Genomic DNA, 16090 nt, shown 5'->3' with positions numbered 1-16090 from the left:
TTCGCTTCCGGAGCGTCACAGGGCACTCATGACGTGTTTGATACGCGTGTAGTCCTCCACGCCGTAGACAGAGAGGTCCTTGCCGTACCCGGACCGTTTGAATCCGCCGTGCGGCATCTCTGCGACGAGAGGGATGTGGCAGTTCACCCAGACGCAGCCGAAGTCCAGGTCCCTGCTGAATCGCAGGACGCGCTGATGATCGGTCGTCCAGATGGACGAGGACAGCGCGTAGTCCACGCCGTTGGCCAGGGCCAGGGCCTCGTCGTCGGAGGAGAACTCCTGAACGGTGAGGACCGGCCCGAAGACCTCCTGCTGCACGAGTGCGTCGTCCTGCTTGAGCCCCGAGATGATGGTGGGCGCGTAGTAGTACCCGGTCTCGCCGACGCGGTGCCCACCGGTCAGCAGGTTGGAGTGCGCGGGCCGCTCCTCGACGATCTTTTGCACGGAGGCGAAGTGGCGGGCATTGTTCAGGGGGCCGTAGAACGCCTCCTCCTCGGGAATCGGACCGGTTCGCAGGGACTCGGCGTGACGCACCAGTGCATCGGTGAACTCTTTCGCGACCGAGGACTCGACCAGGACGCGGGTGGCGGCGGTGCAGTCCTGCCCGGAGTTGAACAGCCCTGCGGCGGCGATGCCCTCGGCGGTCGCCTCGATGTCGGCATCGGCGAAGACGATGGCGGGGGCCTTGCCTCCGAGCTCCAGGTGAACGCGGGTCACGTTGCGGGACGCCTGTTCGGCGAGATCCGCGCCTGCGCGCACCGATCCCGTGAGCGCGACCAGCCCGGGCACCGGGTGAGAGCTCAGGAGGCGCCCGGTCTCGCCGGTGCCGAGCACCAGGTTGAAGACCCCGGGCGGGAGGATCTCACCGGCGATCTCGGCGAAGACGACGGCGCTCTCGGGTGTGTTGACGCTGGGCTTGAGCACCACCGTGTTGCCTGCGGCCAGAGCGGGCCCGACCTTCCAGATGAGCATCATGAGGGGGTAGTTCCACGGGACGATCTGACCGACGACGCCAATGGGCTCGCGGCGAAGCTGCGAGTTCAGCCCCTCGGCGTACTCACCCGAGGCGACACCCGACTGGACGCGGGCGGCTCCGGCGAAGAACCGCAGCTGGGAGGCGCCTGTCAGCACTTCCTCCGATCGGACCATCTCGGCGAGCTGACCGGTGTTGCGGCGCTGGGCCTCGACGAGGCGGTCGGCATTGGCCTCCAGGGCGTCGGCGAGCCGGAGCAGGAGTGTCTGGCGTTCCGCCGGCGTTGTCAGTCGCCAGCTCTCGAAGGCCTTGAGGGCGGCGTCGTAGGCGGCATCGACGTCGGCGGGGCCTGAGACCGGGCACTGTGCGACGGTTTGTTCCGTTCGGGGATCCACGATCTCGACCGTGGTATCGGTCGCTGCTGGAACAAATCTTCCGTTGATGAAATTCTGGAGGAGAGGAAGGCTCATGTGAATCACTCTGCTTCTTGGGGTTGGCGGGACATCAGCGTCGAGCTGAGAGGCGTCGAGAGTCGAAAAATAAAAATTGAGACGGCTCAGGCCTCTGCTGCCCAAGCTCACACAGGACCCATGCCGGCTACATCGCCGCTGGCGTCCCACGCGCCCCATGCACTGCGGACACAAGGCGGGCTAAGGTCCTATGTGACGCAAACATGGTAAACATACACAGTCAAGTATGTCGAACGTCACGTTCCACGCTTCGAAGAACCGCGCCAACGCAGGGAAAAGTCACCCACATGCGAGACGACGGGCCGTCACTTCTTCAAAAAATATGACGCAATCCACAAATTTGCCCGCTGCTCGGCGTCCTCGATGTCGACGCCGAGCGCCCGGCGCAGGCGTACGAGGCGTGCGGCGACCGAGTTGCGATGCACCCCCAGACGCTCGGCGATGCGCTGAACCGCCCCTGCCTCGCTGAGGTAGATCTCCAGCAGCTCGAGCAGCTCAGGCTGCTCGGCAACGCCCCTGAGGCGAGCGCGGGCGAAGGCGCGGGCCTTGTCCTGGTCAAGCAGATCCGTGACCGACGGCGGCCCCGAGTCCTCCCAGCGCACCGCCTGTCCGACCTGCCGAGCACCGGTGCAGACGGACAGCGCCTGCTGTGCGGCCCGCGGCAGGTCGGCGATGCCGGCAGAGCCGCTGACCCCGATCCGCATCCGCCCCGCCCATGGCGCGACACGGTCGTCCTCGAGAAGCGCGGGAACGTGCTCGGCCTCCCCGAGGATCGTCAGACGGGTCCCGTCCCGGTCCGTGCGCCACAGAAGACCCTCTCCCGCCGGAGACCCCCGTCTCTCGACGAGCAGTCTGGCCAGCGCCGAGGAGAGCCCGGCAACGGCGGCACCGCCGCCCTCGAGACAGATCACGCGCCACTGATGACCGCCGCCGGTACCGCTCATCAACCGCCGCGCCGGAGATGGGAGGCGCTTGCGGACGAGATCCTGGGCCTGGTCGGCCAGGGCCAGTCCCTGCACGACCTCGCCCGCCAGGAGATGCTCGGCAGCCGCTCCCACGAGCTGGAGGAGCCATCCGGTGAACGCCTTGGAGGACTCGGCGATGAGATTCAGGAACGACCAGGCCAGATCGACTCCCAGAGTCTGGGCACGCGTGAGCGTCTCCCGATGAACGGTCGCCAGGTAGCTCTCAGGCTCACCGGTGATGCCGACCGGTCGAACGACCAAGCGCATCTCGCCGAGCCCCAACGCCCCGGCCCCTCGCATCCCTGCCGGACGAATCCTGTCGATGCACTCGGCAACCTCGTCGTCGACTCCCGGAGCCGCTGGACCGAAGGGGCCGACCACGGTGCGTCCCGTGGCGTCCCTCAGGGACACCTCCCCCCGGAGGATCGAGGCCAGGGCGCGCATGATCGCGCTCTGGTTGTCCTTGGCGGCTGCGCGCGTCAGCTGCTGCAGGACCAGGGTCTCCTCATCGCCCGCCCCCTCGGCACCGCCATCGGGCCCGGTCGCCTGAAGCATGGCCCCCACCTCACGGCTGATGGAGGCGAAGGAGACCTCGAGGGGGACCTCGAGGAGATTGAGCCGCCCGATCCGGCAGGCCTCGCGCAGGTCCTCGGGCACGGCGTCGAAGACGATGCCGGTTCCCAGTCCGAGCGCGGCGACTCCCGCCTCGACCAGTGAGACCACGTACTCCCGCCATGTGTCCGCCTCGGCATCCGCCATGACGAGGCCTGTCGTGAGAACGAGCTCACCGCCCTCGAGGTAGGAAGCCGGCTGGAGGAGCTCGGTCGCGACGACCCACGTGACCGCGGCGCTCGGTACGGGCAGGAGCACCGCGCGAACCCCCAGGTCCGCTCGATCCATGAGATCCGACACCATCAGCATGCCTGGATTCAAACACTCTTCTATGCGCTATGCACAGGATTCATGACATTCTGTGCATTATGCCTAGGTGCTCGGCCCCAAGGGCGGGCATAACCTGAGGTGGAACTCAAAGCCGAGCACGTTTCTACGACATCCCGGAGGCTCTGTTCCGCTGCAGACCTCCGCCCCGTCACGACACACTGTGAGGTCCACATGGCAACGCTGCCCCAGACCCTTCATCTCGCCACTCCTCTGCCCGGTCCCGAGGCCCGCGCCCTCGACGAACGCGCCGGTACCGCGCTCCCGCGCGCCCTGACAGCCGCCATGCCGACATTCGCACGGCGCACGGACCGCGGCGTCCTGGAGGACGTGGACGGCAACCGTCTCATCGACTTCGGATCAGGCATCGCGGTCACAACCGTGGGAGGCGCGGCGGCCCCCGTCGTCGCTGCGATCCAGGAGCAGGCCGAGAACCTGACGCACACCTCCTTCGCCGTCACAAGGTACGCCGGATACGTCGAAGTCGCCGAACGCCTGAACACCCTGACCCCGGGCGACTTCCCGAAGAAGACCGCGCTGTTCAACTCCGGGGCGGAGGCCGTCGAGAATGCCATCAAGCTCGCCCGCAAGCACACCGGCCGCCAGGCCGTCGTCTGCTTCGACCATGCCTTCCACGGACGCACGTCCCTGACCATGGGACTGACAGCCAAGGTCTCCCCCTACAAGGGCGGCTTCGGTCCCTTCGCCCCAGAGATCTACCGGGTCCCCGGCTCCTACCCGTACCGCGACGGGCTGGACGGCGAGGCCGCCGCCGAGCGCACGATCGATCAGATCGAGAAGCAGGTAGGGGCGTCCTTCGTCGCCGCCGTCATCATCGAACCCGTTCAGGGCGAAGGCGGGTTCATCGTCCCGGCACCCGGCTTTCTCACCGCGCTCCGGCGCTGGTGCCTTGACAATGGCGTGGTCTTCATCGCCGACGAGATCCAATCGGGAATCGCCCGCACCGGGGCATGGTTCGCCTGCGAGCACGAGGGAGTCGTCCCCGATCTGGTGACGACCGCCAAGGGCCTGGCCGGGGGCACGCCGTTGTCAGCAGTCACCGGTTCAGCCGAGATCATGGACTCCGCCGGACCGGGCGCCCTCGGCGGTACCTACTGCGGCAATCCCCTGGCCTGCGCCGCCGCCCTGGCGACACTGGACATGATCGAGGAGCACGACCTCCTTAAACGGGCCCGCACGATTGGTGAGACCGGCATCCGCCTGATGGAGCGGTGGAAGGCGGAGGACCCACGCATCGGCGATGTCCGGGGCAAGGGCGCCATGATGGCTCTCGAGCTCGTCGACCCCGTCTCGCAGGAGCCCGACGCGGCACTGACCGCCGCCGTCGCGGAGGCCGCACGCTCACGCGGCCTGATACTGCTCACCTGCGGCACCTACGGCAATGTCATCCGCCTGCTGCCACCGCTCACCATGCCGGACGAGCTGTTCACCGAGGGCATGGAGATCCTTGAGCAGGCGCTCCGAGCCCAGTCCTGACCTCATCTTCCGACCACGTCTCAAGGCCGTCACGGCCTCAGATCACGATCCTCCACCCGACCAGCCCAGGAGGTAGCTCAATGTCCTCGACCCATCATCCCCTCACTGATGCTCGCACGCAGCTCGCCGAGGCGATCCAGTTCCTCGGCTTTGACGAGGGAATGCGCCGCATGCTCGAAACCGCCCGTAAGGAGGTGACGGTCTCCATTCCGCTGCGACGCGACGACGGCACGATGGAGCTGCTTATCGGGCACCGCGTCCAGCACAACATCTCTCGTGGCCCGGCGAAGGGAGGGATCCGTTACTCCCCCCACGTGGACCTCGACGAGGTGCGGGCGCTGGCCATGTGGATGACATGGAAGTGCGCTCTTCTCGATCTGCCGTACGGCGGTGCGAAGGGCGGGGTCCAGGTCGACCCGCAGGCCCACTCGGAAAGAGAGCTCGAGCGCCTGACCCGGCGCTACACCTCGGAGCTGATCCCTCTGATCGGGCCCGGCAAGGACATCCCCGCCCCCGATATGGGGACCGACGAGCAGACCATGGCTTGGATGATGGACACCTACTCGGTGTCCACGGGACACACCGTGCTGGGGACCGTCACGGGCAAGCCCGTCAATCTCGGCGGATCGCAGGGTCGGGCCGCAGCCACCTCCCGCGGCGTCGTCTACTCCGCTCTCAACGCGATGGAGAGCATAGGCCTGAATCCTTCGCAGGCCACCGCGGTCGTTCAGGGCTTCGGCAAGGTCGGTCGGGGCACTGCCCGCTTCCTCCATGAGGCGGGTGTGAAGATCCTGGCCGTGGCGGACGTCTACAGCACGATTCGCAACGACAAGGGCATCGACATCCCCGCGCTCGAGACCTTCGTGGATGAGACCGGCGCCATCACCGGGTTCCCCGGCGCGGATCCGATCCCTCCGACCGAGCTCTTCACAGTTCCCTGCGACGTGATCGTCCCTGCGGCGGTCGAGGGGGTCATCACCGAGCAGACCGCGCCGGCGATCGATGCCAAGCTGGTCGTCGAGGGTGCCAACGGCCCGACGACGCCCACGGCCGACGCGATCCTGGCGGACAAGGGGATCCTGGTCGTTCCGGATATTCTCGCCAACGCCGGCGGCGTCATCGTGTCCTACTTCGAGTGGGTGCAGGCCAACCAGTCCTACTGGTGGACCGAGAAGGAGGTCAACGAGCGTCTCCGTACCAAGATGGACAGGGCCTGGAACGAGGTCACGGACTTCTCGCGGGATCACGGTCTCTCACTGCGCACTGCGGCGACGACGATGGCAGTCAAGCGCGTGGCCGAGGCCCACGTCTCCCGTGGCCTCTACCCGTGATGCGTGACAGGCGAGAGTCGATACTCAGGGAGCACAACCATGGCTGACACAAGACCCAGCGCGACGGCCTCTGCAGCGGCTGACACAGCGGCGGCAGCGACGTACACGACCTTCGGAGCCCACCCGGCTCTGGCCGACTACCTGCGCAGGATCCACCCCGAGGAGGGAATGCTCCTGGGCGGGCGGATGATCGCCGCGTCCGACGGGGGAACGTTCGACGTCGTCGATCCCGCCAGCAACGCCGTGTTCGCGCGCTGCACGGACGCGACTCCGGCGGACGCCGCGCGCGCCGTCGACGCCGCCTCCGAGGCGCTGCCGGCATGGAGCGCCACCCCGCCCCGGCAACGCGCGGAGCTGCTGCGGACCCTGTTCGGCCTCATGGTGGAACGGGCCGATGAGCTCGCGGTGCTCATCAGTGCTGAGAACGGCAAGTCGCTGGAGGATGCCAGGGCGGAGGTCCTCTACGCAGCGGAGTTCTTCCGATGGTTCTCCGAGGAGGCGGTGCGCACCGAAGGCGGTTTCGGCTCCTCCCCGGCGGGTGGGACTCGGACGATCGTCACTCACCGGCCGATCGGGGTGGTCGCCATGATCACCCCCTGGAACTTCCCTGCGGCGATGGGGACCCGCAAGATCGCCCCGGCCCTCGCCGCCGGGTGCACAGTGGTGCTCCGCCCGGCGTCCCTCACGCCTCTGACAGCGGTAGCACTGGGGCACCTGATCCTGCAGGCCGGCGTGCCCGCGGGCGTGGTGAACATCGTGCCCTCGAGCCGTTCCGCGGAGGTGTCGACGACGTGGCTCGAGGACCCCCGGGTCCGAGCCGTCTCCTTCACCGGCTCGACCCAGGTCGGTCGTGTGCTCATGAGGCAGGCGGCGGAGAAGGTACTGGTGTCATCCATGGAGCTCGGGGGGAACGCTCCCTTCGTCGTGGCGGCCGACGCCGATATCGACGCCGCAGTGACGGGTGCCGTTCAGGCCAAGCTCAGAGGCGGTGGCGAGGCCTGCACCGCCGCCAACCGCTTCTACATCCACCAGGACGTCGCCCAGGAGTTCACCGAGAAGTTCTCCGCGGTCGTCCGCGACCTGAGGGTCGGTCCGCCTCTGGCGGACAAGGCGAACCAGATCGGCCCCATGGTGACGACGCATGCCCGTGACAAGATCAACGCCCTGGTGGACGGGGCGGTGGCCGGGGGCGCCGTCGTGTACGCCGAATCCTCCTGGCCCAAGGGCTCTCCAGGGGCGTTCATGCCGGTGCGGGTCCTCACGAACGTCGCCCCCGACGCGGAGATCGTGCGCACCGAGATCTTCGGTCCCGTCGCCCCGATCGTCACGTGGGATGATGAGGACGAGTTGCTGACGTGGATCAATGACACGGACTACGGGCTGTCGGGTTACGTCTTCTCCCGCGACCTCGGGTGGGCGCTGCGCCTGGCCGAGCGCATGGAGGTCGGGATGGTCGGTGTCAACCGCGGGCTCGTGTCCGATCCCGCCGCACCCTTCGGCGGCGTCAAGCAGTCCGGCATCGGGCGCGAGGGCGCGCGCGAGGGGATCCGCGAGTTCCAGGAGACTCAGTACTACTCGGTCGCCTGGGGCTGACGGGCCCACGCCCGAGCAGCGCGTGACGGCCGCGATACCCCCAGATCGAGGGAGTCTCAGATCATCGCGAGTCCCTGCGCTCCTGGAGAGGGAACGGACCTTTCGACGTCATCATCATGTGCGGTGCCCCGGGCCGAGAGCCCGGGGCACCAGCGCGTTGACGCTCGGGTCATCAGCGGCTCAGGAGGCCTTGGGGTAGGCCTTCTGGACGGCGTCGAGCATCTCGAGGGCCGAGTAGTAGTCCAGGCGGAAGGACGAGGGCGGCATGTACTGCACCTTGCCGCCGGTCACCGGGGCTGCCGAGCTGAAGGTCTCATTGCTGGTGACGGCGGTCTTCGCGGTCTCATCGGCGGCGATGACCACCCAGTTCTCACCGGTCAGTCCCGCCTGGACGTTCTCGGGCGAGAGCTGGACGATGTCCTTGCGCTCGCCCATGGACTGGTCGCCCTTGACGTCGTCGGGGACGGTGGCGATGGTGAAGCCCAGGTCCTTGAGGAGCTGGACCTGCGGGGCCTCCTCGGTGAAGGCGTTGGCTCCCTTGGTGCCGTCCCCGGGGACGGTGAAGACCGACGTCGACCCCTGCGGGACCGAGATGGCGCTCTTGGCCTTCTCAGCCCTGGTGGTGTAGTCCTTGATGACGGAGTCGGCCTTGGCCTGACGGCCAGTGGCCTGGCCAAGGGTCTTGGTCACGTCCTGCCAGGAGTGCGAGCCGTAGTCGATGACGAGGACCGGGACCTCGAGCTGGCGCAGGCTGTCGACCACCTTGATGGCCGAGTCCTGCCCCGTCTTGGCCACGACGATGAGGTCGGGGTTGTCGCCCGCCACCGTCTGGGCCAGGTTGTCCTCGGTACCGTCGATGGCCTTGACCCCCTTGTCGGAGGCCTGCTTGGACCACTGGGCGAAGAAGCCGTTGTCGTCGGTCTTGTCGTCCTTCTTCTTGGCCGGCGTCGAGGCGACCACCGGGGCGTCGACGGCCAGGAGCGAGCCGGTCAGCGTCACGGAGGTGGACACGATGCTCTTGGGCTCGGACTTGATCTCGACGTCGACGCCGTCGTCCCCCTTGATGGTGACCGGCCAGGTGGCCTCGGCGGAGGCTCCGGCCGAGGCGGCACCGGAGGTACCCGCGGAGCCTGCGGCAGTTGAGGTGGAGGTCGAGCTGGAGGAGCCGCAGGCCGCCAGGCCGGTGCTCAGCACCATGGCGACGACGGCGACGAGTCCCTGTCTCAAGCGGCGGGGGCGCCGCGTGGATGCGTTCATCTGTCTGTGTTCCTTTCTGGTCCGTCCTGCTGGGAGCGAGCAGTCGGGCTGGTTCCTGCCGAGGCGCGCTCGGCAGAGGGCTGTGGGGCGGGGCGGATGGGCACCACCATGGGGGTGCCGGCCACCGGATCGGGGGCGATGACGGCCGCCAGTCCGAAGACCTCCTCGATGAGGTCCTCAGTGAGGATCCGACGCGGGGAGCCGGTGATGCGGACCCGGCCGTCGTGCATGACGATCATGTGCTCGGCGCAGCGCGCGGCCTGGTTGAGGTCGTGCAGGACCGCCACGACCGTGCGCCCGTCGGCGTTGAGGCGTCGGCACAGCTGGAGGATGTCGACCTGGTGAGCCAGGTCGAGGAAGGTGGTGGGCTCGTCCAGGAGGATCGCCTCGGTGCCCTGGGCCAGGGCCAGGGCGATCCATACGCGCTGGCGCTGTCCGCCGCTGAGCTCGTCGACGGGGCGGGCGGCCAGCTCGGTGACCCCCACCATCTCCATGGCCTCCTCGACGGCCGTCCTGTCGTCCCGCGACCACTGGCGGAACATGCCCTGGTGGGGGAAGCGGCCGCGGGCCACGAGGTCGCGCACCAGCATGCCGCCGGGCACGACGGCGCTCTGGGGCAGCAGACCGACCCGTCGGGCCACGTCCTTGGTGCCCAGGCCGGCGATGTCGGCGCCGTCGAGCAGCACCGCGCCCCGGGCGGGCCGGTGCAGCCGGGCCAGGGCGCGCAGCAGCGTGGACTTGCCGCAGGCGTTGGGCCCGACGATGGCGGTGAAGACGCCGGCCGGGATGTCGACGTCGAGGTCACGGGAGACCACGTGGCGCTCGTAGGCGATGGTCGCTCCCCGGGCGGCCAGCCGAGCCTCGGAGGCGGCCGGTCCGGCGCCGGCGTTCAGCTCGGTGGAGGGCAGGTCGGTCACAGGGATCTCCTTCCGTGCGCCGCCACGGTCAGCGCCACCATGAGGTAGAGCCCGCCGACGGCGTTGGTCACCACGCTCACGGGCATCGACTCGAGCACCAGCTGGCTGAGCAGGTCGGCTCCCGCCAGCAGGAGGCTCCCGGTCAGGCCGGAGACCAGCAGCGGGGGCTGAGGGGAGCCGGTGAGGAAGCGGGCCAGATGGGGCGCCACGAGGGCCACGAAGCCGATGGGGCCGGCCGCCATCGTCACCACGGCCACCAGCACGGTGCCCAGCAGGATGAGGAGGGCGCTGGCGCGGCGGGTGGGGCTGCCCAGGATGGTGGCCACCTGCTCCCCCAGGCACAGGACCCGCAGGTGCCGGGCGGCCAGCAGGGTGAGGGTCACGACGACCCCGATGGCCAGACAGGTCGGGGTCACCACCGGCCACCGGGCGGCCCCGAGGGTGCCGGTGATGGCCTTGAGGGCGCCCAGGCCCTCGTCGTCGTCGACCCGTACCAGGAGCCAGCGGTTGACCGAGACGAGCATCGAGCTGATGGCGATCCCCACCAGGATGAAGCGCAGCCCGGTGAATCCGCCGCGCAGCGAGACGAGGTAGGTCACCGCCCCCACGGCGGCCCCGCCGATGAAGGAGGCCAGGGAGGTGGACAGCATGGAGCCGGGCAGGAGCAGGACACTGACCAGGATCCCGGTCTGTGCGCCCGTGCTGAAGCCGATGAGGTCGGGCGAGCCCAGGGGGTTGCGGGTGATGGTCTGGAAGACGGCGCCGGCCACGCCCAGGGCCAGGCCCGCCACGAGCCCCAGCAGGATCCGGGGCAGCTTCCACTTGACGACGACGACCTGGACGATCCTGCGCCCCTGCCCCTGGAGCGCGTCGATGACCTCCGGCGTGGAGACGGTGAACTTTCCCAGACGCAGGGCGGCCACAGCGACCGCGAGGCTGAGCGCCAGCAGCATGAGGCCGACGACGACGTGGCGAGGGGTGATGAGCACCGACCAGCGGCCGACGACGATCCACAGGCGTCCGGCGTCGGTCCCCACGTGGAGGCCGCGGCGCGGACCACGGTACTCGGACCGGGCCAGCGGGGCCGCGGTGCGGTTCGACTCGCCGCCCCTCATGAGGCCCGTCCCTTGAGTCGCAGCACCATGAGCAGCAGGACGGGCGATCCGACGAAGGCCGTCAGCAGGCCGACCTGCATCTCCCCGGGGCGGGCCAGGACGCGGCCCAGGACGTCGGCGGCCAGGACGACGACGGGGCCGCCCAGTGCGCACAGCGCCACGATCCAGCCCCGGTGCGGTCCCATGAGCCAGGAGGCCGTCAGCGGCGCCATGAGCCCCACGAATCCGATGGGTCCGGCCACCGTGGTGGCGGTGGCGCACAGGACGGTGATGACCATCAGGCTCAGTCCCCGCACGGGGCCGACCCGGGTGCCCAGGGCGGCGGCGACGTCGTCGCCCAGAGCGATGTTGTCCAGGGCGCCGGCCAGGAGGAAGGCCATGCCGGTCCCCAGGACCACGAGGAGAGTCATCGGCAGCAGGGGGATGTCGACGCGGGTCAGGGAGCCGACCTCCCAGTCGATGAAGGTGCGGAACAGGTTCGGCATCGTCAGCACGACGCCGCGGATGACCGCCCCGGCGAAGGCCGAGAAGGCCACACCGATGAGGACCAGGCGCACCGGCGAGGACGCCGAGCCTCCCAACGAGCCTCCTGCTGAGCCGATCATGCCGATGACCTGCACGAGCACTGTGGCAGCCAGGGCGCCCCCTGCCGCCAGGAGCAGCTGGCCGGGGACCGGGAGGACGCCGAGCGCGGCGGTACCCAGGACGATGCCCAGCGAGGCGCCGGCGTTGACACCGAGCAGCCCGGGCTCGGCCAGGGGGTTGCGGGTGACGGCCTGCATGACCGCGCCGGCCACCGCCAGGGCCACGCCCACGAGCACGCCGATGATGGTGCGCTGAACGCGCAGGACGTTGATGTTGTAGCTGACGTTGGAGGCGTCCGGGTGGAGCAGGTAGTGGACGACCTGGTCGGCGGGGATCCGGGAGGAGCCGATGAACAGGGAGGCCAGGACGCACACGGCCAGCAGCACGGCGGCGGCCAGGAGGATGGCCGGGCGCCGCAGGAGAGGGCTCAGGCGGGGGCGGACCGTCTGCCTGTCCGTCCCGATCCCCCGAGTGCGGGGACGAGGGGAACGAGCGCCGTCTCCGATGACCTCGTTCGCCATCAGGCCTCCCCCATTACCTACTACAAAGGCAAACCTAACCTAAGGGTGCGGTCAACGTCTGTCAAACACGGTCCGACCTGTCAGTTTGATGGCCAAAGCGCCTACCACCGGACACCAGCACCCACCATGAGCGCTCCTCCCACCGCCCGAGCAACGGGACCGAGTATCTCCTCCTCACGGAGTATGCCGTGCATGTATACACTCAGCGTATAGTCGCGAGCATGGAATCCAGACTCACTCTTCTCGGTCTGCTCAGCGCCGGGCCGGGGCACGGATACGATCTCAAGCGCTCCTGGGACCACTGGTTCGCCGCCTCCAAGCCGCTGGCCTACGGCCAGGTCTACGCCACGCTCGCCCGGCTCGTGCGCGATGGGCTCATCACCCAGGTCGAGACCGAGCCCGGCTCCGGCCCCGAGCGCAAGCGCTACGAGGTCACCGACGCCGGGCGCCAGAGCGTCGAGCAGTGGCTCCTGACCCCCGTCGTCCCTGCCGGTGATGTCCAGGCCGACATCTTCGCCAAGACCATCATCGCCCTCATGCTCGACGACGACGCCGGGCACCTCCTCGACCTTCAGCGCGCCGAGCACATGGCGCGCATGCGCGAGCTGACCCGGCTCAAGCAGAGCGGTGACCTGCGCACGGTGCTCCTGGCCGACCACGCCCTGTTCCACATCGAGGCCGACCTGCGCTGGATGGAGACCACTGCGGCCCGCTTGGGCGAGCTGCGGGAGGAGGTGCGCTCATGAGCGCCACCACTCATACAGCCGGCCAGACGACCATTCGCACAGCCACCGGCGTCAATTCCGCTCCTGAACAGAACCAGGCGCACCCGCCGGGCGAGGTCATCATGCGCGCCCGCGGCCTGGAGATGAGCTTCGGGCAGACCCGCGCGCTGCGCGGCGTCGACCTGGACCTCCTGATCGGTGAGGTCCTGGCCGTCACCGGCCCGTCGGGCTCGGGCAAGTCCACCCTCCTGCACGTCATGGCCGGGGTGCTCGTGCCCGACGCCGGAAGCGTCGGCTACCACGGCGGCAAGGCGTCCGGAGACGTCTCGGCGCAGGCCGCCGAAGACATCTCAGTGAACATCGCGGCCCTGGACGAGGCCGCCCGCAGCCGGCTGCGCCTGAACGAGTTCGGCTTCATCTTCCAGTTCGGCCAGCTCCTGCCGGACCTCTCCGCCCTGGACAACGTCACCATCCCCCTGCTCCTGGCCGGCGCCCCGCGCAGGAAGGCACTGGCCCGGGCCCGCGAGACCCTGGGCGAGCTTGGCCTGAGCGAGCACCTGGACAAGCGGCCCGGCCAGCTCTCGGGCGGGCAGGCCCAGCGGGCCGCCGTCGCACGGGCACTGGTGACCAGTCCGCGCATCCTCTTCGCCGACGAGCCCACCGGCTCCCTGGACTCCCTGGCCGCCGAGCGGACCATGGAGGTGCTGCTGGCCTCGGTGCGCTCCCGCGGCGCCAGCCTGGTCATCATCACCCACGATGCGCGCATCGCCGCCTACGCCGACCGGGAGGTCACCGTGCGCGACGGCCGCATCGGCCCCGGGGCCATGCAGACCGGATCCGGCCCGAGCAAGCCCCGGCACGCCGCCACCGGGAGCCCGTCATGAGCCGCATCGCCCTGACCCGGCTGCTCGTCGCCAACGACCGCTCCGCCCGGCGCCGTCTGGCCGGGATCGTCGCCGGAGTCATGGTGGGGGTGGCGCTGTTCCTCATGCTGCTGGCCGCCGCCCAGGCCTTCCCCGAGCGCAGCATACGCTCCAGCTGGGCCTCCATCGCCCTCATGCCCGGCATCTCCGAGCAGTCGAACCACACGGACCTCCAGCCCGACCATGTCCTGACCGGTGACGAACTGGCCGTCGCCAGCAGCCTCGACACGGTGGGCGACGAACCGATCACGGTTCTGCAGGTGGCCCTGCCGGAGTCGGGCGCCACCTCGGTGAGGGTCCCGGGCTCCGACGTCGTACCGAAGCAGGGCGAGTACCTCGCCTCACCGGCCCTGGCCGAGCGCATCGCCTCCCTTCCCGCCGATCAGCTCGGTGACCGCTATGGCAAGCAGGTGGGCGTCCTGGGCCCCGACGCCGTCGAGGGCCCGGACTCGTTGGTGGCCGTCGTCGGAACGGACCTGGGGACCGTGGCCTCCTCCCAGTCGTTCATCCCTCCCCAGGTGGTCACCTCCTTCCAGGGCGTCCCCTACGAGAACGAGGCGTATCGGATCGCGATGCTCATCGGCGCTATCGCGGTCCTTGTGCCCGCGCTGCTGCTCGTCGGGATCGTCACCGACCTGGGCGCGGCGCAGCGGGCCGAGCGCTTCGCCACGCTGCGCCTCATCGGGGCCACGCCCCAGCAGGTGGCCCGCACCGCGGCCCTGGAGATCGGGGCCACCACCTTCGTCGGCGCCCTGGCGGGCGTGGCGCTCCACCTGGTCATGATTCCCGTGGCCGCTCAGATCACGCTGGGGTCGAGCCGCTTCTACCACTCCGACCTGCTGCGCTCGCCGGTCAATGCGGTCCTCGCCGTCGCCGTCACCACGGCGGGGGCGGCGGCCGTGGCCTGGTGGCGTACGCGACGGGCCGACGTCGGCCCTCTGGGCGGGTCCCGGGAGCGCAGCGAGCGCCGGCCCCGCCTCCTCGCGCTAGCGCCCGTGATCCTCGGGATGGCGGGGCTGGCGAGCACCCCAGCGGTGGCCCGCCAGGAGCCCGCACTGACCATCTACCTGCTGCCCGCCTCCTTCCTGTGCGCGATGCTGGGGCTGTTGTGGGCCGGCCCGGTCCTGACCTGGTGGGTGGCGCGAGGCGGAGGGGCGCTGGCCCGCTCGGCGGCGCAGGTCATCGGCTTCAACCGGATCACCCAGCACCCCCGGGCGGTCTTCAAGGCGGTGGCCGGCGTCGTCATCGCCGTCTACGCCATGACGGTCTTCGCCGTCGCCATCACGGTCGCCGCGGGCACCCGCGACATCACTCAAGGCAACGGTCACCTGAACCCCTCGACGCTCGAGGCCATCCCTGCGGTCAGCGACGAGACCACCCTGGAGAGCGCCGTCGGCCGGCTCACCGCCGTCCCCGGCGTGACGACGGTGGCGGTAGGACGGATCAGTGGGGACTCCAGGCAGGAGGGGCGAGTCATCCTCGAGGCCGACAAGGCGGAGGCCCTCGGGGCGCCGCATGTGGAGGCGCCCGACGGCGCAGTGAGCATCAGCACCCGGTGGCTGTACGAGAACGCGGCCGCCTCGCCGTCGCCGGTCGGCGCCGAGGAACTGGCGACCACCCGTGAGCAGGGTGCGCCCGTCATCCTCGTAGGCACCGACCCGGCCAGCCCCGGCGCCGTCGAGCGGGCCCGGACCGCACTCGTCACCTCCGATCTTGCGCTGGGCTCCTCCCCCTCCTCGCCCGGCTCGATCCAAAGCATTCAGGCCAACGCCATGGAGAACCAGTTCGCCCGGCTCGGCTATATCGGCATCATCATCGCCGCGGGGATCTCCACGGTGTCGCTCGGGGTCTCGACGGTGGCGGCGCTGCTGGGACGCCGGCGGGTCCTTGGTCTGCTGCGCCTGGTGGGTATGCCTGCGGCGACGCTGCGCACCATGGTCTCCTACGAGACGATGCTGCCGGCGGCGACGGCCCTGGTGATGAGCATCGGCCTGGGATGGCTGACCGCGTGGTCGCTGGTCGGAGGCGTGTCGGGCCGCCACATCAGCTGGCCGGACGGCAGCTACTGGCTGGTGCTGGGGGTCTGTCTGTCACTGGTAGCGGTGGCGACCCTGGTCAGTGCCCGCTACGGCAGGCGAATGCTGACCGGCACCACCGTCCGATTCGAGTAGCAGCGGTAGTGTCCGAATCTGTCGCAAAGGGACCTGAGCATCACTGCCACCAACGACACGAACCGCAGAATGATGCAGTTTCCTTTCGCCGACTGGACTCCATCTCGG

At 69.4% G+C, this 16090-nt stretch carries 12 protein-coding genes; 6 read left to right on the top strand and 6 right to left on the bottom strand.

All coding sequences use genetic code 11. The features are described 5' to 3' along the window. Nucleotides 1-15: 15 nt before the first annotated feature. Both BQ8008_RS00690 and BQ8008_RS00685 read right to left on the bottom strand, forming a co-directional pair. On the bottom strand, nt 16-1443 hold the full coding sequence (locus BQ8008_RS00690) for an aminobutyraldehyde dehydrogenase (protein ID WP_108832383.1): 1428 nt from the start codon (nt 1441-1443) through the stop codon (nt 16-18). Nucleotides 1444-1748: 305 nt separating this feature from the next. Then, on the bottom strand, nt 1749-3329 hold the full coding sequence (locus BQ8008_RS00685; protein WP_108832382.1) for a PucR family transcriptional regulator: 1581 nt from the start codon (nt 3327-3329) through the stop codon (nt 1749-1751). A 192-nt stretch (nt 3330-3521) separates the two neighbouring features. Between BQ8008_RS00685 and gabT the strand changes: the two genes are divergently transcribed. From gabT to BQ8008_RS00670, 3 genes are all read left to right on the top strand, one after another. Continuing rightward, nucleotides 3522-4844, top strand: a complete 1323-nt coding sequence (gene gabT / locus BQ8008_RS00680; protein ID WP_108832381.1) for a 4-aminobutyrate--2-oxoglutarate transaminase — start codon at nt 3522-3524, stop codon at nt 4842-4844. Nucleotides 4845-4924: 80 nt separating this feature from the next. Beyond that, entirely contained in the window at nt 4925-6175 is a 1251-nt protein-coding gene (locus BQ8008_RS00675; protein ID WP_108832380.1) for a Glu/Leu/Phe/Val family dehydrogenase, read from the top strand. Nucleotides 6176-6214: 39 nt separating this feature from the next. Continuing rightward, entirely contained in the window at nt 6215-7768 is a 1554-nt protein-coding gene (locus BQ8008_RS00670) for an NAD-dependent succinate-semialdehyde dehydrogenase (RefSeq protein WP_108832379.1), read from the top strand. Nucleotides 7769-7948: 180 nt separating this feature from the next. Here the strand turns inward: BQ8008_RS00670 and fepB are convergent, their stop codons facing one another. From fepB to BQ8008_RS00650, 4 genes are read right to left on the bottom strand one after another with little or no spacing between them, the layout of a single operon-like run. Then, nucleotides 7949-9025, bottom strand: a complete 1077-nt coding sequence (gene fepB, locus BQ8008_RS00665; protein WP_108832378.1) for a Fe2+-enterobactin ABC transporter substrate-binding protein — start codon at nt 9023-9025, stop codon at nt 7949-7951. After that, a complete protein-coding gene (locus BQ8008_RS00660) occupies nt 9022-9942 on the bottom strand; it encodes an ABC transporter ATP-binding protein (RefSeq protein WP_108832377.1) in 921 nt (306 codons plus the stop codon). The genes fepB and BQ8008_RS00660 overlap by 4 nt, the downstream gene beginning before the upstream one ends. Further along, the gene (locus tag BQ8008_RS00655; RefSeq protein ID WP_108832376.1) at nt 9939-11057 is read right to left on the bottom strand and encodes a FecCD family ABC transporter permease; all 1119 of its coding nucleotides are present in this window, start codon (nt 11055-11057) and stop codon (nt 9939-9941) included. Before BQ8008_RS00655 ends, BQ8008_RS00660 begins: the two co-directional genes overlap by 4 nt. Then, nucleotides 11054-12163 (bottom strand): FecCD family ABC transporter permease, encoded by a 1110-nt coding sequence (locus BQ8008_RS00650; RefSeq protein WP_234415159.1) that lies wholly within the window; start codon nt 12161-12163, stop codon nt 11054-11056. Before BQ8008_RS00650 ends, BQ8008_RS00655 begins: the two co-directional genes overlap by 4 nt. A gap of 221 nt (nt 12164-12384) precedes the next feature. On the opposite strand from BQ8008_RS00650, the gene BQ8008_RS00645 reads away from it, so the two are divergent. From BQ8008_RS00645 to BQ8008_RS00635, 3 genes are read left to right on the top strand one after another with little or no spacing between them, the layout of a single operon-like run. Continuing rightward, a complete protein-coding gene (locus BQ8008_RS00645) occupies nt 12385-12909 on the top strand; it encodes a PadR family transcriptional regulator (protein WP_108832375.1) in 525 nt (174 codons plus the stop codon). Further along, a complete protein-coding gene (locus BQ8008_RS00640; protein WP_108832374.1) occupies nt 12906-13772 on the top strand; it encodes an ABC transporter ATP-binding protein in 867 nt (288 codons plus the stop codon). The genes BQ8008_RS00645 and BQ8008_RS00640 overlap by 4 nt, the downstream gene beginning before the upstream one ends. Next, nucleotides 13769-15982: an FtsX-like permease family protein gene (locus BQ8008_RS00635; RefSeq protein ID WP_108832373.1), complete on the top strand. Its 2214-nt coding sequence runs from the start codon at nt 13769-13771 to the stop codon at nt 15980-15982. The genes BQ8008_RS00640 and BQ8008_RS00635 overlap by 4 nt, the downstream gene beginning before the upstream one ends. Nucleotides 15983-16090 lie beyond the last annotated feature (108 nt).

Origin of the sequence: Actinomyces sp. Marseille-P3109, assembly GCF_900323545.1 — a bacterium.
In the GTDB taxonomy this organism is placed as follows: domain Bacteria; phylum Actinomycetota; class Actinomycetes; order Actinomycetales; family Actinomycetaceae; genus Actinomyces.
The sequence above is the reverse complement of the archived record's forward strand: the minus strand, read 5'-3'. Positions and strand labels throughout refer to the sequence as shown.